The organism is Anaerococcus sp. Marseille-P3915, from assembly GCF_900258475.1.
In the GTDB taxonomy this organism is placed as follows: Bacteria; Bacillota; Clostridia; order Tissierellales; family Peptoniphilaceae; genus Anaerococcus; species Anaerococcus kampingae.
In genome coordinates this window covers 423,906-442,898 of sequence record NZ_LT984887.1, presented here as the reverse complement: position 1 = coordinate 442,898, position 18,993 = coordinate 423,906, and the positions used below count along the sequence as shown (strand labels likewise).

At 31.6% G+C, this 18,993-nt stretch carries 20 protein-coding genes; all 20 read right to left on the bottom strand.

The window, feature by feature from the left end:
* Positions 1 to 3: 3 nt before the first annotated feature.
* The 20 genes from aspS to C8269_RS02110 all read right to left on the bottom strand — a co-directional run bounded on the left by aspS (position 4) and on the right by C8269_RS02110 (position 18,988).
* Positions 4 to 1,752 carry an aspartate--tRNA ligase gene (gene aspS, locus C8269_RS02205; RefSeq protein WP_106460224.1) on the bottom strand — a complete coding sequence of 583 codons (1,749 nt, stop codon included), beginning with the start codon at positions 1,750 to 1,752 and terminating at the stop codon, positions 4 to 6.
* 11 nt (positions 1,753 to 1,763) lie between these two features.
* Positions 1,764 to 2,366, bottom strand: coding sequence for an MBL fold metallo-hydrolase (locus C8269_RS02200; RefSeq protein WP_106460223.1), 603 nt, complete (start codon positions 2,364 to 2,366; stop codon positions 1,764 to 1,766).
* Complete coding sequence (dtd, locus tag C8269_RS02195) at positions 2,366 to 2,815, bottom strand: D-aminoacyl-tRNA deacylase (RefSeq protein ID WP_106460222.1); 450 nt, start codon at positions 2,813 to 2,815, stop codon at positions 2,366 to 2,368. The genes C8269_RS02200 and dtd overlap by 1 nt, the downstream gene beginning before the upstream one ends.
* Entirely contained in the window at positions 2,815 to 4,995 is a 2,181-nt protein-coding gene (locus tag C8269_RS02190; protein ID WP_106460221.1) for a RelA/SpoT family protein, read from the bottom strand. Before C8269_RS02190 ends, dtd begins: the two co-directional genes overlap by 1 nt.
* Positions 4,996 to 4,999: 4 nt before the next feature.
* A complete protein-coding gene (gene recJ, locus C8269_RS02185) occupies positions 5,000 to 6,730 on the bottom strand; it encodes a single-stranded-DNA-specific exonuclease RecJ (RefSeq protein WP_106460220.1) in 1,731 nt (576 codons plus the stop codon).
* A gap of 63 nt (positions 6,731 to 6,793) precedes the next feature.
* Complete coding sequence (gene yajC, locus C8269_RS02180; protein WP_106460219.1) at positions 6,794 to 7,054, bottom strand: preprotein translocase subunit YajC; 261 nt, start codon at positions 7,052 to 7,054, stop codon at positions 6,794 to 6,796.
* On the bottom strand, positions 7,054 to 8,172 hold the full coding sequence (gene tgt, locus C8269_RS02175; RefSeq protein WP_106460218.1) for a tRNA guanosine(34) transglycosylase Tgt: 1,119 nt from the start codon (positions 8,170 to 8,172) through the stop codon (positions 7,054 to 7,056). The genes yajC and tgt overlap by 1 nt, the downstream gene beginning before the upstream one ends.
* An 8-nt stretch (positions 8,173 to 8,180) precedes the next feature.
* Positions 8,181 to 9,203, bottom strand: coding sequence for a tRNA preQ1(34) S-adenosylmethionine ribosyltransferase-isomerase QueA (queA, locus tag C8269_RS02170; RefSeq protein ID WP_106460217.1), 1,023 nt, complete (start codon positions 9,201 to 9,203; stop codon positions 8,181 to 8,183).
* The gene (ruvB, locus tag C8269_RS02165) at positions 9,204 to 10,211 is read right to left on the bottom strand and encodes a Holliday junction branch migration DNA helicase RuvB (RefSeq protein WP_106460216.1); all 1,008 of its coding nucleotides are present in this window, start codon (positions 10,209 to 10,211) and stop codon (positions 9,204 to 9,206) included.
* Between the two features lie 10 nt (positions 10,212 to 10,221).
* Positions 10,222 to 10,809, bottom strand: coding sequence for a Holliday junction branch migration protein RuvA (ruvA, locus tag C8269_RS02160; RefSeq protein WP_106460215.1), 588 nt, complete (start codon positions 10,807 to 10,809; stop codon positions 10,222 to 10,224).
* Positions 10,809 to 11,303, bottom strand: a complete 495-nt coding sequence (gene ruvC / locus C8269_RS02155) for a crossover junction endodeoxyribonuclease RuvC (protein ID WP_106460214.1) — start codon at positions 11,301 to 11,303, stop codon at positions 10,809 to 10,811. Before ruvC ends, ruvA begins: the two co-directional genes overlap by 1 nt.
* Before the next feature lie 28 nt (positions 11,304 to 11,331).
* The gene (locus C8269_RS02150; protein WP_106460213.1) at positions 11,332 to 12,045 is read right to left on the bottom strand and encodes a hypothetical protein; all 714 of its coding nucleotides are present in this window, start codon (positions 12,043 to 12,045) and stop codon (positions 11,332 to 11,334) included.
* A gap of 183 nt (positions 12,046 to 12,228) precedes the next feature.
* On the bottom strand, positions 12,229 to 12,972 hold the full coding sequence (locus tag C8269_RS02145) for an HAD family hydrolase (RefSeq protein WP_106460212.1): 744 nt from the start codon (positions 12,970 to 12,972) through the stop codon (positions 12,229 to 12,231).
* A complete protein-coding gene (locus tag C8269_RS02140) occupies positions 12,965 to 13,366 on the bottom strand; it encodes a hypothetical protein (RefSeq protein WP_106460211.1) in 402 nt (133 codons plus the stop codon). The genes C8269_RS02145 and C8269_RS02140 overlap by 8 nt, the downstream gene beginning before the upstream one ends.
* Before the next feature lie 9 nt (positions 13,367 to 13,375).
* The gene (locus C8269_RS02135; protein WP_106460210.1) at positions 13,376 to 13,849 is read right to left on the bottom strand and encodes a YfcE family phosphodiesterase; all 474 of its coding nucleotides are present in this window, start codon (positions 13,847 to 13,849) and stop codon (positions 13,376 to 13,378) included.
* Positions 13,830 to 14,426 (bottom strand): RdgB/HAM1 family non-canonical purine NTP pyrophosphatase, encoded by a 597-nt coding sequence (gene rdgB / locus C8269_RS02130; protein ID WP_106460209.1) that lies wholly within the window; start codon positions 14,424 to 14,426, stop codon positions 13,830 to 13,832. The genes C8269_RS02135 and rdgB overlap by 20 nt, the downstream gene beginning before the upstream one ends.
* Positions 14,427 to 14,475: 49 nt before the next feature.
* Positions 14,476 to 15,960: a hypothetical protein gene (locus C8269_RS02125; RefSeq protein ID WP_106460208.1), complete on the bottom strand. Its 1,485-nt coding sequence runs from the start codon at positions 15,958 to 15,960 to the stop codon at positions 14,476 to 14,478.
* Positions 15,944 to 17,410 carry a sensor histidine kinase gene (locus C8269_RS02120; protein ID WP_106460207.1) on the bottom strand — a complete coding sequence of 489 codons (1,467 nt, stop codon included), beginning with the start codon at positions 17,408 to 17,410 and terminating at the stop codon, positions 15,944 to 15,946. The genes C8269_RS02125 and C8269_RS02120 overlap by 17 nt, the downstream gene beginning before the upstream one ends.
* A complete protein-coding gene (locus C8269_RS02115) occupies positions 17,401 to 18,096 on the bottom strand; it encodes a response regulator transcription factor (RefSeq protein WP_106460206.1) in 696 nt (231 codons plus the stop codon). Before C8269_RS02115 ends, C8269_RS02120 begins: the two co-directional genes overlap by 10 nt.
* A complete protein-coding gene (locus C8269_RS02110) occupies positions 18,089 to 18,988 on the bottom strand; it encodes an ROK family protein (protein WP_106460205.1) in 900 nt (299 codons plus the stop codon). Before C8269_RS02110 ends, C8269_RS02115 begins: the two co-directional genes overlap by 8 nt.
* Positions 18,989 to 18,993: the final 5 nt, after the last annotated feature.

The following is an 18,993-nucleotide window of genomic DNA, read 5'->3' as shown; positions in this document are numbered from 1 at the left end:
TTATCACCTCAATTTAATATTTAACTCATTTAAAGCCTTATCATCAACGATTGATGGTGCTTCTGTTAAAGGACAAGTTGCTGATTGTGTCTTAGGGAATGCAATTATGTCTTTGATATTATCAGTTTTTGCAAATAGCATTAATAACCTATCAAGACCATAAGCTAGTCCTGCATGTGGTGGTGTACCATATTGTAGGGCTTCAATAAAGAAACCAAATTTATTTTCAATATCTTCCTTACTTAGTTTTAAAGCTTTAAAGACTCTTTCTTGTAGGTCTGAATTATTAATCCTTACTGAGCCTCCACCCATCTCGTCACCATTTATAACTATGTCGTACGCTTGGGTTCTTACCTTTTCTGGTTGAGTTTCAAGTAGGTCTATGTCCTCTTCGTTCATCATAGTGAAAGGATGGTGCTGTGCAACATACCTATCTTCTTCTTCACTATATTCAAACATTGGGAAGTTTACTACCCATGTTAAGGCATATTCTTTTTCATAAAGGTTATTATCTTTTGCAATCTTTACTCTTAGGGCTCCCAAGGCTTCTAGAACTGTTTTATCCTTATCGGCTGCTAGGAATATTAAATCGCCTTCTTTTGCTCCTAGATTATTTTTCAATCCTTCTATAATATCATCAGTTAAGAATTTTTTGATTGATGATTGCATATCGGAGTTAAATTTAATATAAGAAAGTCCTTTGAGTCCATAATCTTTTACAAAATCTGTTAATTTATCAAGTTGTTTTCTTGAATATTTATCTTCTAAGCCTGTAAAGTTAATGGCCCTTACAGATCTACCGTCTGATGTATTGTCTGAAAATACTTTAAAGTCACTATCTACAAATATATCAGATACATTTTGAATTTTATAACCATACCTTAAATCTGGCTTGTCTGAACCGTATGACTCAATTGCTTCACTATAATCCATCCTTGCTATTGGTAGTTTTAAGTCATAGTCTGTGTACTTATCGAATAAAGTCTTTAGTAAACCCTCATTCATTGCTATTACATCATCTTGGTTTGAAAAACTCATTTCAAGGTCAAGCTGAGTAAATTCTGGTTGCCTATTCGCCCTTAAGTCCTCGTCCCTAAAACATTTTACAACTTGGAAATACCTATCTAGAGATCCAATCATCAAAATTTGTTTTAGTAACTGTGGTGATTGTGGAAGAGCATAAAATTTACCTGAGTTTATTCTTGATGGTACAAGATAGTCCCTAGCGCCTTCTGGGGTTGGTTTTGTTAGAAAAGGAGTTTCAACTTCTGTAAAATCATTGTCATACATATATTCTCTCATTGTCCTAACAATATCAGATCTAAGCTTTAGATTTCTTTGAACAGATTGTTTTCTCATATCAAGATATCTATATTTTAGCCTTAAATTTTCGCTAACATCATCATCATCCTTGATATAAATTGGTGGTGTCTTTGCCTTATCAAGGATGTTGATCTTATCAGCGATTATTTCAATATCACCTGTAGGAATCTCAGAGTTTTTGCTTTCTCTTTCAAAAACTTTTCCCTTAACTTCTATTACATATTCTTGAGCTAAGCTTTTTGCTACCTGATAGTTATCAGCATCTTCTTCTCTGACCACAATTTGGCTAATACCAGTCTTATCTCTTAAATCTATAAATACAAGAGATCCAAGGTTACGTTTTTTGCCAACCCAGCCCATCAAAACTACTTCTTTACCTAAGTCTTCAATTCTTAGGCTTCCACACATATTTGTTCTTTTAAATTCCATATTTCCTCCCATTAATTTAAAAATGGATTGTTATCTAGTTCAAAGCCCAAAAGGCTTTCTTCATTATGTCCAGGATAAATTATATAATCCCTATCAAAGCTTGCAAGTTTATTTTTGATAGAATCTATTATTTCTACCATTGACCCGCCTGGAAAATCTGTCCTTCCTATTGATAACCTAAAAAGTGTATCGCCTGTAAATATTGCCTTATCTATTACAAAACACATTGAGTCAATCGTATGGCCCGGAGTTTTAACTGCTCTAATATTATATTTACTAAATACATCATTATCTTTTAGATAAATATCAATTGGAACTTCTAGATTCCCTAAATGATGTCCTAGGTTATAATTTTTATCTTCAGCTATATCTTTTGCATCTTCGCTAGAATACACTGGAACAACATACTTATCTTTATAATACTTAAGTCCTGTTACGTGGTCAAAGTGAGTATGGGTTTGAAGGATAAATTCAATCTTAATATTATTATCCTCGATATACTTATCTACGGCAGGAGATGGATAAGCACAATCTACTAAAAAGCCCTTCCCATCTACTGAAACCACATACATATTTGTCATAACTGGTCCTAGGGTAAATCTTTTAACTTTCATCAAAAAATCCTCTCACTATCTAATATTATGGTTACTGGACCATCATTTGTAAGAGATACTTGCATATGGGCTTGAAATTTACCAGTTTCTACCTTAAATCCCTCTCCAATTAAATTATCCCTTAATTTTAAATAATAATCATTTGCTTTTTCTAAATTTGCTGATTGGGTAAAGGATGGCCTATTGCCTTTTCTTACATCTCCATATAAAGTAAATTGGCTAACTAATAAAATTTCTCCTCCCTTATCCTTGAGACTTAGGTTAAGCTTACCTTCTTCATCTTCAAATATTCTTAAATTGCTTATTTTTCTTTGTATATAGGCAAGGTCTTCATCTGTATCTGTTTCTTTAACAGCTAATAAAATTAAGTAACCATCGTTTATCTCAGATATCTTTTCCTCATCCACTACAACACTAGCTTTTGTAACTTTTTGTATAATTGCTCTCATTAATTTTTCACCCTAAATACATCCGATACTGTTTTTATCGTCTTTAATTTTTTTATTACATCTTCTAATTCTTGTGTGCTTTTAACCTCAATTATAAGATCCATTATTCCTTCATCAGAATCTGTTCTCGCATTTATGCTTAGAATATTTACATCAAATGTCGAAATTATCTTTGATACCTCAAATAAAGTTGATGGACTATTTAGAGAAATTATTTGAATCTTAACAGGGAATTTGTCAGTGGTTAGATTTTGCCAATAAACATCTATGAGTCTTTCTGGTGACTTAGAATTTATTATATTTGGGCAAGTCTTTACGTGGACTGATATACCATTACCCTTAGTTATAAAGCCGACTATTGGGTCCCCTGGAACTGGTGTACAACATTTTGCAAATTTAACCTCAACATCTTCCGTTAAATCAGAAACTCTAATCTCGTTTGTAACCTGAGTTTTAATCTCCCTATTGTTAATTTCAAAAGACTTATCTATTTTTTCTTGGTTTTCAAGCTCTTTTTCCCTTCTAATAAGCTTTTGGCTTATTTGCTCTGGCGTAGTCCTTCCATAGCCTACAGATGCATACATTTCATCCTCTGATGGGAACCCTAAATCTGTAGATATCTCGTCTAGCCATTCTGGCTTTAAGAGGCTTTTGTAATGTTGCTTATATTTTTTAAGCTCCTTTATTACAGAACTTTTTCCTATTTCAATATTTTCTTCTTTATCATACCTTTTAAAGTATTGTTTTATTTTTGATTTGGCTTGGTTTGATTGTACAATATTAAGCCAATCCCTACTTGGCCCTTGAGAATTTTTGCTTGTGATTATTTCAACAAGGTCTCCTGTTTTTAGCTTATGGGTTAGGGGCACCATCCTGCCATTGACTTTGGCCCCTACGCAAGAATTACCAACTTCGGTATGGATTTTATAGGCAAAATCTATTGTACAAGACTCTATTGGCAATGAATAAACTTCACCTGCAGGAGAATAAACATAAATTTCTCTTGAGAAGAAGTCGTTTTTCAAAGTTTCCATAAATTCTTGGTTATTTTGCTCTCTGCCACCTTCTTTTTGCCATTCTACAATTTGCCTTAAAAAGCTCATTGCATCATCAAAGTCTGATTTGGTATTTTTATTTTCCTTATATCTCCAATGAGCAGCTACACCGAATTCGCATTCTCTATGCATCTGCCTTGTTCTGATTTGTACCTCAAAAGGTCTTGAATCATCGCCAAATACAGTTGTGTGTAAGGACCTATATCCATTTGGTTTCGGTTGACCTATATAATCCTTAATCCTATTAGGTATAGGTCTCCAGATTGAGTGAACCTTTCCCAAAACAGCGTAACATTCAGCAATTGTATCCACTAGTACCCTAATAGCTGTCAAATCGTAAATTTCCTCAAAGGCAATTTTATTTCTTTCCATCTTCTTGTTGATAGAATATAGAGACTTTGGTCTTCCTGAAATTTCAAAGTTTATTTTTGTATTAGCAAGTGATTTTGTCAAAGTATCAATTATTTCATTGATATATGCTTCTCTTTCTCGTCTTTTTACACTTACCATCTCAGCAAGTTCATAATACTTATCAGGCTCTTGGTATCTAAAACACAAATCTTCTAATTCCCATTTTAATGAATAAATTCCAAGTCTGTGGGCTAGAGGTACGTAAATTTCGATAGTTTCATTAGCTATTTGGATCTGTTTTTCTCTTGTCATATACTCAAGAGTTCTCATATTATGAAGCCTATCTGCTAGCTTTATTAGAACAACCCTAACATCGCTAGCCATAGCCATTACCATTTTTCTAATATTTTCAGCTTGTTTTTCCTCACGAGAGTTGTAATTTAAGTTTTTTAGCTTAGTTACACCATCAACTAAGAAGGTTATTTCCTCGCCAAAGATATCTTTCATTTCATCTCTTGTTACAGGAGTGTCTTCTAAAACATCATGCATCAAACCTGCACATATAGTTTGATCATCTAATTTCATATTAGATAAATTCTCGGCAACAGCTATTGGGTGGATAAAATAATCTTCTCCAGAATTTCTCTTCTGTCCATCATGATTTTTCACACCAAAATCATAGGCTTTTTTAATAAGATCAATGTCAGCCTTTGGATTATTATTTAGTATAATTTCTTTAAATTTTATAAATTCTTTGTTAAAATCTGTTGCCATAAAATCACCTGATATCTATTAATTTAAGTTGTAGGGATCTTTGACCCCTAAATTCGTTTATATCTGGATAATAAACTATATCTATTTTTTGTCCAACTATTTGGCCATTAAACTTATCTTTTAAATACTGAAATTCTTTCTCAGCTCCAAATTTTATAGCATTATAGTAGGAGCCATTTTGAAACAGTGATAGCCTCATAGTATTTTTATCCTTGCCTATCATTGAAAGGCTTGCAATCGAAACATCCTTATTTGCAAATAAAGGCTTATCATTTTCTTTACCAAAAGGCTTTAATTTTAAAAGGCTTTCGGCAAATTCTAATGATAGGTTAGAGATATTTATTTGACTATCTACATTGATTGATTTTTCTTTTTCCTTAGCGGTAAGCTTTGAATTTTTGTTTAAAAATTTTCTAAATTCATCAATATTAGTAATTTCTATTGAAAGTCCACAGGCCATAGGGTGACCTCCAAATGAAGCTAATTGGTCTTTAAAGGGTAAAATTTCTTCATAAATATTATAAGCTTCTATTGATCTACCCGAACCTTTTGCTATATTTTCATCTTTAGATTTGGTTAAAACTATTGTAGGTCTGTAGTATTTTTCCTTTATCCTACCAGCTACTATCCCACAGATTGATTCATTGAAATTTTCATCATAGACTACTATTACATCATCCTTGTCATAGGAATTTTCTTCTATTATTTCACACGCTCTCTTATAAGCAGATTCAGTCAGCGACTTTCTTTCGTTGTTAAGCTTGACTAATTCACGAGCTTTATCATAAATATCATCTATATCCTCTTCTATCAAAAGGTCGATGGCCATTTTGGCTGATTTAAGCCTGCCTGTAGTATTCATTAGAGGACCTAAAATAAAGCCTAGAGTGTATTCATCTACTTCTTTTTCCCAACCTGCTTCATCTAAGAGGGCTTTGATACCAATTTTTTCTGTTTGATTTAGCCTTTTGAGTCCTTCGATTACAAATATCCTATTTTCATCAGTTAGGGAGACGACATCACAAACTGTTCCCATGGCTACATATTCAAGTAAAGAATACAAATAGTACATATCTCCATCTAGCTTTTGGTAAAGACCTTGCATCAGCTTAAAGCTAACTCCTGCCCCACATAAATCATCAAAAGGATAATTAGAATCTAATCTTTTAGGATTTATGACTGCATTGGCCTTTGGAAGAACTTGTTCTACCCATTCATCATTTTCTTTTTTTTCAATTTGATGGTGGTCTGTCACTATGACATTTATATTATTAGCCCTTAAATTATCTATTTGTTCAAAACCTGTTATACCATTATCACAAGTTATTACCAAAGATACCCCATCATCTATAGCCTTATCACTCATCTTTGAAGATATGCCGTAGCCTTCATCTACCCTGTGAGGAATATCATAAGATATATTATCGTAATAAAACAACATTCCATCCATCAAGGTCATAACAGATGCTATACCATCTTGGTCATAATCTCCAAAAATTCTTATTTCTCCACCTTCTTGCATTGTCTTTATAATCAAATCGACTGCCTTGTCCATATCATTTAGTAGAAAAGGGTCGTGTAATTTGTCAAGACTTGGCCTTATAAACATATCTACTATTTTAGGGTCGATTATATCCCTATTTCCTAATATTAATGCCTGTAATTTTGTAATATCTTCTATTTTTAAATTATTAATGTAATTTTGTTTTTTATTGTATATAAACCAGTTTGCCATAAAATCCTTTCATAGAAATTATACTCTTTAATTGCTTTATATAAAGAAAAGGGCCCCTGGCCCTTAATCTAAAATGTCTTCGATATATGATTTTTCTATGGTGATATAGGATGTTTTTGCTCCTTCACCAGTAATTATTGTAATAACATTTTTATCAATATTTGTAACGTAACCTATTATTCCAGATTTAGTGATAATTTTATTAGATTCTTTCAAATTATTTTCTATATACCTATTTTTTTCTCTTTCTTTCCTGTATTCTTTTATATTTGTATAATAAAATCCTGAAGCTAAGAGAATTAAGATTATATATTCTAATTTCATTAGTAACCATATTTACTATAAAATTCTTTTTTATAGTCTAAGAAAGAATCATTCATTATAGCTTCCCTTATATTTTCGCACATTTTTAGTAAAAAATATAGGTTATGGTAGGATAGAAGTCTTGCCCCTAAGATTTCATTGGCATTTATAAGGTGTCTTATATAAGCCCTTGAATGATTTGAGCAAGTGTAACAATCACAATCAGGATCTAATTTTGAAAAATCTTCCTTATAGGTTGCATTTTTCACAACTAGTCTGCCTCTAGATGTGATTGCTGTACCATTTCTTGCTATTCTTGTTGGAAGAACACAGTCTGCCATATCAATACCAGCTTGGAATGATTCAAATAAATAATCAGGTGTACCTACTCCCATATTATATCTTGGTTTGTCTTCTGGTAATAAAGGAGTTGTAAAATTTAAGATATCAATCATTTCTTCTTTTGTTTCACCAACAGATAGGCCACCTATAGAATATCCGTCAAAATCCATTGCTGTTGTTTCTCTTGCAGATATTTCTCTTAAGTCCTTAAACATTCCACCTTGTACTATACCAAATAGTGATTGGTCAGGATGAGAATGTTCTTTATGATAATCAAGCCCTCGTTTTGCCCATCTTAGAGTTCTCTCCATTGAATTTTTCACATAATCGTAATCAGCCCTCGCATCTACACATTCATCAAAGCTCATCATAATATCAGAATGTATAGTATTTTGAATTTCTATTGCTTTTTCAGGTGTAAAGAAGTGTTTTGATCCATCTATATGAGACCTAAACATAACTCCTTCTTCACTTATTTTTCTATTATCAGCTAGAGAAAAAACTTGAAATCCACCAGAATCAGTAAGAATTGGCCTATCCCAATTCATAAATTTATGAAGGCCACCTGCTTTTTCCATTATATCCATACCTGGCTTTAAGTATAAATGATAGGTATTACCTAAGATAATCCTTGCTTTCATTTCTTTTAAGTCATCTACAGTCATTGTTTTTACGGTACCTAGAGTTCCTACTGGCATAAAGATAGGAGTAGGAATATCTCCATGGGCTGTATGAATCACACCAACCCTTGCATTTGTGTATTTATCTTTTTTAATTAATTCGTATTTTAAAGGCATCTTTCCCCCTATTTTATGAACATACAATCGCCGAATGAGAAGAATCTATATTCTTTTTTAACTGCTTCATTGTAGGCGTTTAGTATAATTTCTCTGCTTGTGAAGGCTGCTATTAACATAATGAGAGTTGATTTAGGTAGGTGAAAATTTGTTATAATCGCATCTACTACCTTAAATTCAAAACCTGGATATATAAAGATATCTGTCCAACCAGAGTCCTCACAAACTTTATTATTCTTCTGATAAACTGATTCTAGAGTCCTAATAGATGTTGTTCCTACCGCTATAACTCTGTTTCCTTTATCCTTTGCATCATTTATGATATCCGCAGTATCTTGTGAGATTGTGTAAAATTCTGAGTGCATCTTATGATTTGTTGGGTCATCTTCACTTACAGGTCTAAAAGTTCCTAGACCTACATTTAGAGTAAGATAGGCTAACTTTATGCCCTTTTCTTCTATCCTTTTAAGAAGATCTTTAGTAAAGTGAAGTCCAGCTGTCGGTGCTGCTACAGAACCAGGGTTTTTAGCGTAAACTGTCTGATAATCTTCATTATCTTTTAGTTTTTCCTTTATATAAGGAGGAAGTGGCATATTGCCAAGTCTATCTAGGATTTCATTAAATATTCCTTCGAAATAAAATTCTACAATCCTATTTCCATCGTCCTTTATATCTATCACCTTGCATGATAATTCGTCGGAAAATACTACCTCTGTTCCTATTTTCATCTTCTTGCCTGGTCTAACCAAGACTTCCCACTTAGCACCTTCTGTGTTGTTTAGTAAAAATACCTCAATTTTCTCAGACTTTCCTGGTCTTGCTCCAAATAATCTAGCTGGTATTACCCTTGTATCATTCATTACAAGGACATCACCTTCTTTGAGATAATCGATGATGTCATAAAAATATTTATCGCAAGTTTTTCCGCTTTTTCTATCTAAAACCATCATCCTAGCTTCATCTCTTTTAGTTGAAGGATGTTGGGCTATTAATTCTTCTGGTAAGTAATAATCAAATTCGCTTGTTTTCATTTAATCCTCATATTTTAAGCCATAGTGCTCGTAGGCTTTTCTTGTTAAAACTCTTCCTCTAGGTGTTCGTGATATAAAACCTATTTGTAGTAAATAAGGCTCATAAACATCTTCTATCGTTACATTTTCTATACCAGTTGATGCTGCTATTGTATCAACGCCAACTGGTCCACCTCCAAAATTATCATACATGGTGTAGATAATTTTCTTGTCCATATTATCAAGGCCCATCGGATCTATTTCAAGTAACTCAAGACCCTTTTTACTTGTTTCGTAGTCAATCTTTTCATCTGCCTTTACTATCGCATAATCTCTTACTCTTTTTAAGAGCCTATTTGCAATCCTAGGAGTTCCTCTAGATCTTTTAGCTATCTCTACTGCCCCATCATCATCTATTGGTATATCGAGTATATTTGCTGATCTTTTTACAATAGTTGTTAAATCTTTACTATCGTATAAGTTTAAAGCAAGTAAAACACCAAACCTATCACGAAGAGGGGCTGATAACATACCTGCTCTGGTTGTTGCTCCAATTAGGGTGAATTTCTCTAAATCTATCCTTATAGATTGAGCGTTAGGACCCTTACCTACTATTATATCTAAAACAAAATCTTCCATAGCAGAATAAAGTATCTCTTCAACAGAGCGATTAATCCTGTGAATCTCATCTATAAATAGTACATCACCTTGTTGGAGATTTGTAAGTATACTTGCTAGATCTGATGGCCTTTCTATAGCCGGACCACTTGTCACTCTAAGATTTACACCAAGTTCATTGGCAATAATTGTCGATAGAGTAGTTTTACCAAGTCCTGGAGGTCCTTGTAAAAGTACGTGGTCAAGAGGCTCTTTTCTTGATAAAGAAGATTTTATAAAAATATCTAACTTTTCTTTTACCTTATCTTGCCCGATATAATCACTTAGCCATTTAGGCCTTATAGAATTTTCAAGGCCTATATCTTCAATCTGCTCGTTACTTCCTACAATCCTTTGATTTTCATCATACATACAAAATCACCTATATTAGCCTTTTTAAACTCTCTTTTATCAATGCTTCAAGACTTAAGTTCTCATCTTTTAATTCTCTTAAAACTCTTGCAATTTCATTATCGAGATAGCCTAAGTTCTTAAGAGCTTGTCTTGCTACTTCATAATCATTAGTAAAATTATCTTCAGTTTTGCTATCAGGTATTTCTGGAATTGCCATTTTCTTAACCTTATCAACTAACTCTAAGATAATTCTTGATGCAGTCTTTTTGCCAATTCCCTTAGCCTTTGTTAACTTGTCAATGTCATTATTTACTATCGCAAGTTTTATTTCATCTGAAGATATCGATGAAAGCATTCCAATAGCAATCTTTGGCCCAATACTTGATACAGATATCAAGAGTAAGAACATCTCTAATTCTTCCTCAGATTCAAAGCCAAAAAGAGATATATCATCTTCTCTTACTTGCATTGAAGTATATATTTTATACTCATTATTTATTTTAATATTAGCAAGAGTTGTAAGTGATGAATTTATAAAATAACCTATGTTATTTGCTTCTAAAATAAAGCCTTCTTCACTAATCGCTCTTACATCACCTTTTATATAAGAAATCATTATTTCATCCTAAACTGTTCTTTAAATCTTTGACTAAGTACATGACAGAGAGCTACTGATAAAGCATCAGCAGCATCATCTGGTTTGGGTATAGACCTTAGATTTAGTAAGCTTGTTATGGTCATTTGCATCTGTTTTTTGCTTGCCCTACCATAACCAGTAATCGCCTGCTTTATTTGGAGAGGAGTATATTCGTAGATATCAATATTGTTTTGCTGAGCGCAGAGTACTTGAATTCCCCTTGCATGTCCTACTGTTATAGCAGTCTTAACATTTTGATTAAAAAACAATTCCTCAATTGCAAACTCATCAGGTTTATATTCTTTTATAATATTATCTAAATTATCATAGAGAATCTCTAATCTTTTTGGAGTCTCTGTCTTTGACGAAGTAGTAATTACTCCGTTTTCTAATACTTTAACTTTATTTCCATTAAATTCAATCACACCATAGCCCATAATGGCTATACCCGGATCTATTCCTAAAACTATCATAAACAAAATAAAAAGGGCTAATTAAGCCCTATTGATACCTTTCAAATACTTCTCTTATCAAACCCCTATAATAATACTCGGCATAAATATCAACTATGGACCTAGAAAGGTAGTTGATAGTTTTTTCATATATCTTTTGGGTTTGTTTTATTGTAATGTCTTCTGTAAAAATACTTTCTCTATTAAAAGTGAGCTGTTTATTTGTAGATAAATCGATGCCATATATCTTATTCTTTAAAACTATATCAGAAAAATTATAAACATCTTCTTTTAGTTTAGCTAGCAATAATTTATCATCCAATATAGAAGATTTCAAATTATCTCCTATTTCAAGCATTCTTTTATCTTCTCTATTATAAAAATAATTCCTGCCTTCTACCAGATATTCAACCCCTAGTGTTTCTATCATTAGTAGCTCTAATTTATCTACATCTTTTTTGGAATTAAACGCCCTATATTGAGCCTTAATTGATATTAAATATTCATACCTATCTATATCCTTACCAATATTTCTACTTAAGCTGTTGATTATCTCATCAATATCTACTAAATTCCAAAAATATTTCTTAAGATTCTTAAAGCAATAATCTTTTGCATAATAAGAATGCTTAGAAAAACTAGCTAGACATCTGTCATACAATAAAGACATAAGTGTATTAAGTGAGTATACATCTTTATCAACAAGATAATTATATTCAAGTTTTTCAATTATTGGAAAAGATTTACTTAATTCTGCCTTCATTGTCTTACCTCAGTTACTATTTTACCACAAATTAAAAGTCTTTTATTTAGATATATTTTTCTCGAAAATAAAAAAAGCTAAAAATATAGTAAAAATATACATAACTAACTAATTATTGTATATATGTCTTGTTGTTTTAGCTTTTTAAAAATATCATATTAAAAAAAATTCAAAGGATTTTTTTTAAAATTTTGTAAAGTCAACTTTTAAATCATTTAATTTAAAAGAATAATTTACATCTTTTCTTTCGATATTAATAACTGACTTTTTTCTTAAATCTTCATCTTCATATAATTTTTCTATCAATTCATATGATGGATTTATAGCATGTGGATTTCCTACCATTTGGAACATGGTGATATCTCCATTTGTATCACCATAGGCATAGGAATTATTAAGATCTATGTCATATTTATCCTTAAGAATTGTTACCGCTGATAACTTACTCTTGCCATCCCACATAGGTAATACTTTACCAGTAAATTTATTATTTTCATCAAATTCATAAATAGTAGAAATAGACTCGGTGGCACTGTAAAGCTTAGAAAAATCACCTACTAAAAAGTCTGGTGACCCTGATATAAAGAAAATTAAAAATCCATCTTCTAAATGCTTATTTACAGCATTTTTTGTAATATTATAAACCTTATTTTTATTTTCCTCTATTACTATCTGAGAATATTTATCTATAATTTTTTTATCAAGACCTCGCATGGATTTTTGGTAGGCTAAAGCAGATTTGTCTAAATAATCTTCATAAGCACCCTGTCTGTTTTCATATTTACTGTAAAGAGGTCCAATCTCATCTGTCCAAATTTTTTTATCTAAAATTCCATCTTCAACTAACTTTAAAAAATGCTCTATTAGAAGTGAATTTCTAAAAAGTGTTCCATCTATATCAAAAAAGGCTGCTTTATTCTTAGTCATTTAAGTTTTCCTTTTCTCTTCGTCTCTTAGCTTTGAATGTTTTATTTTTTCTTGTGTTTATTTTAACATTGCCCTTATTAATACCCAAATCCCTTCTTAAGGATACAAATAAATCTATTATAAATCCGGTCACTATACCAACAATTGCCGTTGTCAATAAAAATATAGCAATCCACGATGTATTCAATCCTCTAGGTGTTGTAAAGATAATTATTGAATATATCCCTATCAAAATCGATATAACACCTATTATAATTGAAGGCAAATATTTTAAAACCTTCTTATCATTTATAAAGTAAATAATTATAGTTATAATAACATTCATCAATACCAAAATGGGTAGGATAAATAGGCTTGAAGAAAATTCGCTTATTAAATTAATTAAACCAGACATTGTTTCTCCTTATTGTACATATATCTTTTCGATATTAATATTTTTATTATCAAGGGTCATTAGCATCATGCTTGCTTTTCCATCTCTAGGTAGGCTTACAGAACCCGGGTTTAAAAATAATATACCCGATTTATTTGCTTGTGTGTATGTGTGAGTATGACCAAAAATAACTACATCACAAGAATTATCAACAGCTTTTCTCATAAGTCCATCGAGAGAGAAATCTACTCCATACTTATGCCCATGTGTTAAAAGAATTTTAACACCATCTAAATCTAGAATTTTTGTATAAGCTTCATTTGCAAAAAAATCATTATTCCCTTTAACTACATAGTATTTTATACCAGTTTCATAAGAAATATATTTGCAATCTTCTACACCATCTCCTGCATGTAGCATAAGATCAATATCTCCACTTTCTAGTATAAAATCTGAAATTTTATTATAATTTCCATGACTATCACTAGTAATTAATATTTTCATAATTATCAACCAAGAACTTCTTAAATGCTAGCACTGCCTTTGCCCTATGACTTATTGTATTTTTAAATTCTATATCCATTTGTCCAAGAGTTTTTGAATATTCATCGACATAAAATATTTTATCATATCCAAAACCACCTGTCCCATATTCTTTATCGGCAATTCTTCCATCAAGCCTACCTTCAAAATAATAGTCTCTGCCATTTTCATCTATGAAACAAACGACTGTTAAAAAGTAAGCTTGTCTATCGGCGTTATTTTCTAGCTCGGATAAAAGCTTATCTCTATTATCCTTATCACTAGCATCATTTCCAGCATATCTATGAGAGTAAAGACCTGGCCTTCCATCTAAGCTTTTTACAAAAAGACCCGTATCATCAGAAAAAACTTTCTTTCCGGATAGCTTAAAAAGAGCGTATGCTTTTTTATAAGCATTTTCTCTAAGAGTGTTTCCATCTTCTACTACATTAAAGTCCAAGATTCCTATATCTTTTGGTAGAAGGACATTTTCATGATCTAGCAATAATTTAACTTGCTCTAATTTATTAGCATTATTGCTTGCAAATAATAGTTCCATATAATCTCCTATTAACATGATAACAAATATCATTAGTTTAAGTCAAAATTTATTTTTCTATAATTAAGTTATATTTAGTAAAAGCTTCTTCCAAATCTAGAGCATTTGAACCTAAGTATTGGTCAATGCTAATGATTGTGGCTGGCATCCTTGTTGCAATTGCATATACTGGTGATTTTTCTATTAATCCATCTTTAATCCTGTGAATTAAAATTTCATCTGGTGTTTGAATAGCAATATACCTTTGATTAGCTAATACCACATAGTCCTTAAATTGTGTATTTATATTATACACTTGATCTCTTGTAATAATAGCATTTGTAGGATTAAGTAGTGAGTCTCCAATTGCAATATCCACATTGAAAAAGTTTTGAATAAAGCTATCGCCTTTGCCTGCAAATATTGATGATTGGAAAGCCCAGTATCCCTGATTTCTGATTATACCAAAGTTTGTATTATCAAATGCAAATTTTTCTGGATTAGCATTAGGGATTGCCTTTTTAAGCTCTTCTTTTACTTTCTCCCTAAATATCTGATCACTTTGTTCCTCTCCAGTAAATTCTTCAAGAGATATAAACTGCTTCGTCGATATGTTATCAGTTTCCATTAGTGCGTATTTTCTGATTGGGTTTTCGTTATTTTTATCAGTATAATCAATTGATATGAAATCTTTAGATACAAAATTTAATCGTGTATTAAAGTTTATATCTTTAAAAGTATATTTCTTTAAAACATCATCAACATTTTCGTTTTTTTCTAACTTAATAGGATAAGATTTTATCTCATCGTATAAATCAGTAAAATTATTTATATCAGAGCTTACTGTCCAATATTCATCTTGGTTTTTGATAAAAATATCCTCACACTTCATGTATTTTATTGTTTCATCTGGTTCTACTCTTATTAAATAAGTGTAATACTTATATAATGGTTTATCACTTTCTGGATCTATCCTTTCTCTTACTCCTAGAAGCAAGGATAAATCTTCAGCTATATCTTCCCCTGTCTCAGTTGTGGTTCGTTCTTTAGAAGCCAATTTAGCGTAAGAATCGACTACTTTAGAGTCTACTTTATCTGATATTTTCTTTAATGAGATTAGATTTTCATCTTTTATCATAAATAAATTATTTTTATCAGTAATTATTAAATCTCTTGAGAATAATTGACCCTGGGATGCATTTATAACTATTACATTCCTATCTTTAAATTCTGGCCTAGTTTGTATCCCCCTATTTTTAAAATAATCTGATAATTTTACGAATTTAGAACTAAAACTAGGTGGAAAAGCATAAGAACCATTTATAGCAACTAAGTTTTTGTTGATATATAAATTATCACCCAAATTGATTTTTCCCGAACTATCATCAGATATTTCACCAGCAATTTCCACTACCTGCCAAGTTCCTTCAATAATTGGTGAATCCTGTTTTGGAGTTTGAATCAAATCTGAAAGGTCATTTTTATTGGAATTTATACATGAACTTAGCAAAATCATACTTAGACTTAATAATAAAAATTTAAATATTCTTTTCATCTTCTGCCCTCGGTAGTACAACAGTTACAACAGTACCCACTCCATATTTAGACTTAATAATTAATCTACCATCATGCGCCTTAACAATTTCTTCACAAATTGAAAGTCCTAAACCTGTTTGGGACTTTGATGAGGATCCCTTAAAGAACTTACTAGCTACAAAGGCTATTTCATCTTCCTTGATTCCTTCACCATCATCTTTTATGCTAATTTCAATTTCATCACCATTAAGGTCGATAACTATATCAATATTTCCTGCTAAATCTGTAAATTTAATAGCATTATCAATTATATTTATAAAAACTTCTTTCATTCTATTCTTATCAGCGTATACAAATAAGACCTTGTATATACTGGTAAACGTAAATTTAATGCCTTCAGATTGTGTCCTTGGGTATAGTTGAGTGTGGACTTGTTTTACTAATTCTACTATGTCTATCTTCTCTTTGTCATACTTAAAATTACTTGAAGATAATCTTGAAAAATCTAATAAATCTTCAACCATCATTGAAAGCCTATCTCCCTCTGATTCGATAATTTTAAGTCCTTGACTTACCATGTCTGCATCTTTCTGAATAGTTTCAGATTGTAAGGTAACTGCCCAACCCTTGATAGAAGTTAAAGGTGTTCTAAGTTCGTGAGAGACTGAGGATATAAATTCATTTTTCATATCCTCTCTTTTTACTATATTTTCACTTAATAGATTTAGGGTTTGGGCTAATTCACCAATTTCATCTTTACTAGAATCATCAGCCTTTATAGAGTAATCACCCTGAGCCAAAACTTCTGAGACACCTATTAATTTCTTTAAAGGCTTAACAAAGCTATTAGCAGCTAAAAATGACAATAATAAAGCTGCTGCACTGATGAATACTCCGAATAAGAAATAAAACAATATATCCTGATTTATTTGCCTATTTACTTTATTCATGGTACTTGTTAGTCTTAGGATGCCTACTTGCTGATCTGATGCCTTTAGCGGATAAGAAACAGATAAAACTTGCTCTTTTGAGTCTACATTTACCCCTTTAAAAGTACCAGTTGACCCTTCCTTAGCCTCGATTACGTCTTCATTTTCAATAACTTTGCCAATCATTGACGATGCTATAGAATCAAATAGTACTACTCCTGAATTATCTAGTATTTGTACTTGGCAGTCATTTTGTCTATAAAATAGATTTTTATCACCTATGATTACTTCCTCAAGATCGTATCTTGACATATAAGATGAATACTGCAATTGACTTATCCTAGCTTGATTTTTCATAGATGAAATCAATGAAGACTCGTAAAAATTCTTTACCGAATTATAGGCAAATATTTCAAATCCTATTACAGTTGTTAAGACAAAAAGCATGATTATCTTTATGAAAGTATATTTAATACTTTTTGATTCAATTAGATCTTTGGTTGTATCTTTAGTTGATTTTAATTTTCTTCCTATTTCCATCTATATCCAGTGCCCCAAACAGTCTCAATATATTCTGGCTTAGCAGGGTTTTCTTCTATTTTTGCTCTTATTCTTCTAATATTAACATCTACAATTTTAGTGTCATTGCTGTAATTATCCCCCCAGGTTTCTTTCATTATTTCATCCCTGGTCATTGCTTTTCCTTTATTTTTAATAAAATATTCTAAAATAGTAAATTCTGTCGGAGTAACATCTATTTCAATGTCATCTTTGTAAAATGTTTTAGAATATATATCAAGAGTAAATGGACCATCCTTTAAACTTTTGACATCTTCGTTTCCAGTTGAAACTGGATTTAAATTTACCCTTCTCATTAAGGATTTCACTCTAAGGATTAGCTCTTGAGGATTAAAAGGTTTTATAATATAATCATCTGCTCCCTTTTCTAAGCCAAGTATTTTATCTATATCTTGACTTTTAGCTGATACCATTATTATTCCAGTCATTGGATATTTATCTCTGATTTTTTCACATACTTCAAGACCACTTATACCAGGTAACATTATATCTAGTATAGCTACAGCTGGTTGTTCTTCGTCCACTAACCTTAAGGCTTCTTCACCGCTTGAAGCTTCGATAGTTTGATAACCTTGGTAATCAAGGTTTATTTTCATAAATTGTCTAATAGGATCTTCATCATCTAGAATTAGTATCTTATTATTCATTTGTCATCCTTTCAAAGGCAATTTTTGCTGCACCAATTACACCAGCATCATTTAAAAACTTAGCTGGGAGTATTTCAATGTTGTAAGGCTTATTGCAGTAATTTTTGAAATTCTCTATCATACCATCCCACCAAATATCTTTGGAGTGGATGATTCCTCCACCAATTACTATTGCATCAGGGTCAAAAATATTTCTTAAGGAGGTTAACAGATATGCGAGATTTGATTGATAGTTTTTAAGAACTTCCATAGCTTTATCATCCGTCTCAATTCTTGAAAAAATCTCTTTACCATCTAATCTTTTTCCTGTAAGTCTGAAATAATCCTCACTTATAGCAGGTCCTGCACAATAACTTTCTGCACATCCATATTGTCCGCATGTACAGTAATTTCCACCTGGATGAAGCATAATATGGCCTAGTTCTGCCCCTTGGAAATGAGCTCCTGAGAGTAGTCCACCTTCTTTTGTATAAATAGCTCCTCCTAAACCAGTACCTAAGGTAATCATTACGACATTATCATAGGATTGACACGAACCAATCCATTTTTCTGCAATCAAGGCAATATTTGCATCGTTTTCTACAAATACCGGTATATCTACAAATTCTTCTATAGCTGATTTTAGATTAAGACCTGTCCAACCAGTTATATTTCCAGCAAATGTTACGATACCATTTTCAGAATCAATAAATCCTGGCGTGCCAATTCCTATTGCACTAGCTTGCTTATAGTCTATAGCAAAAATTGATTTTTTTATATTATTTAGAACAACTTCTCTGCCTTCAGATGCTTGGGTATCTGTAGTATACATGTCTAAAATAATCCCTTCTTCGTTAACAAGGCATGTATTTATCTTTGTTCCACCGATATCTATTCCTATTACTTTTGTCATAATTC

What these genes read in the sequence shown, in the direction of transcription:
- aspS (WP_106460224.1), bottom strand. Translation starts at nt 1,752, where the DNA reads ATGGAATTTAAAAGAACAAATATGTGTGGAAGCCTAAGAATTGAAGAC.
- C8269_RS02200 (WP_106460223.1), bottom strand. Translation starts at nt 2,366, where the DNA reads ATGAAAGTTAAAAGATTTACCCTAGGACCAGTTATGACAAATATGTAT.
- dtd (WP_106460222.1), bottom strand. Translation starts at nt 2,815, where the DNA reads ATGAGAGCAATTATACAAAAAGTTACAAAAGCTAGTGTTGTAGTGGAT.
- C8269_RS02190 (WP_106460221.1), bottom strand. Translation starts at nt 4,995, where the DNA reads ATGGCAACAGATTTTAACAAAGAATTTATAAAATTTAAAGAAATTATA.
- recJ (WP_106460220.1), bottom strand. Translation starts at nt 6,730, where the DNA reads ATGGCAAACTGGTTTATATACAATAAAAAACAAAATTACATTAATAAT.
- yajC (WP_106460219.1), bottom strand. Translation starts at nt 7,054, where the DNA reads ATGAAATTAGAATATATAATCTTAATTCTCTTAGCTTCAGGATTTTAT.
- tgt (WP_106460218.1), bottom strand. Translation starts at nt 8,172, where the DNA reads ATGCCTTTAAAATACGAATTAATTAAAAAAGATAAATACACAAATGCA.
- queA (WP_106460217.1), bottom strand. Translation starts at nt 9,203, where the DNA reads ATGAAAACAAGCGAATTTGATTATTACTTACCAGAAGAATTAATAGCC.
- ruvB (WP_106460216.1), bottom strand. Translation starts at nt 10,211, where the DNA reads ATGTATGATGAAAATCAAAGGATTGTAGGAAGTAACGAGCAGATTGAA.
- ruvA (WP_106460215.1), bottom strand. Translation starts at nt 10,809, where the DNA reads ATGATTTCTTATATAAAAGGTGATGTAAGAGCGATTAGTGAAGAAGGC.
- ruvC (WP_106460214.1), bottom strand. Translation starts at nt 11,303, where the DNA reads ATGATAGTTTTAGGAATAGATCCGGGTATAGCCATTATGGGCTATGGT.
- C8269_RS02150 (WP_106460213.1), bottom strand. Translation starts at nt 12,045, where the DNA reads ATGAAGGCAGAATTAAGTAAATCTTTTCCAATAATTGAAAAACTTGAA.
- C8269_RS02145 (WP_106460212.1), bottom strand. Translation starts at nt 12,972, where the DNA reads ATGACTAAGAATAAAGCAGCCTTTTTTGATATAGATGGAACACTTTTT.
- C8269_RS02140 (WP_106460211.1), bottom strand. Translation starts at nt 13,366, where the DNA reads ATGTCTGGTTTAATTAATTTAATAAGCGAATTTTCTTCAAGCCTATTT.
- C8269_RS02135 (WP_106460210.1), bottom strand. Translation starts at nt 13,849, where the DNA reads ATGAAAATATTAATTACTAGTGATAGTCATGGAAATTATAATAAAATT.
- rdgB (WP_106460209.1), bottom strand. Translation starts at nt 14,426, where the DNA reads ATGGAACTATTATTTGCAAGCAATAATGCTAATAAATTAGAGCAAGTT.
- C8269_RS02125 (WP_106460208.1), bottom strand. Translation starts at nt 15,960, where the DNA reads ATGAAAAGAATATTTAAATTTTTATTATTAAGTCTAAGTATGATTTTG.
- C8269_RS02120 (WP_106460207.1), bottom strand. Translation starts at nt 17,410, where the DNA reads ATGGAAATAGGAAGAAAATTAAAATCAACTAAAGATACAACCAAAGAT.
- C8269_RS02115 (WP_106460206.1), bottom strand. Translation starts at nt 18,096, where the DNA reads ATGAATAATAAGATACTAATTCTAGATGATGAAGATCCTATTAGACAA.
- C8269_RS02110 (WP_106460205.1), bottom strand. Translation starts at nt 18,988, where the DNA reads ATGACAAAAGTAATAGGAATAGATATCGGTGGAACAAAGATAAATACA.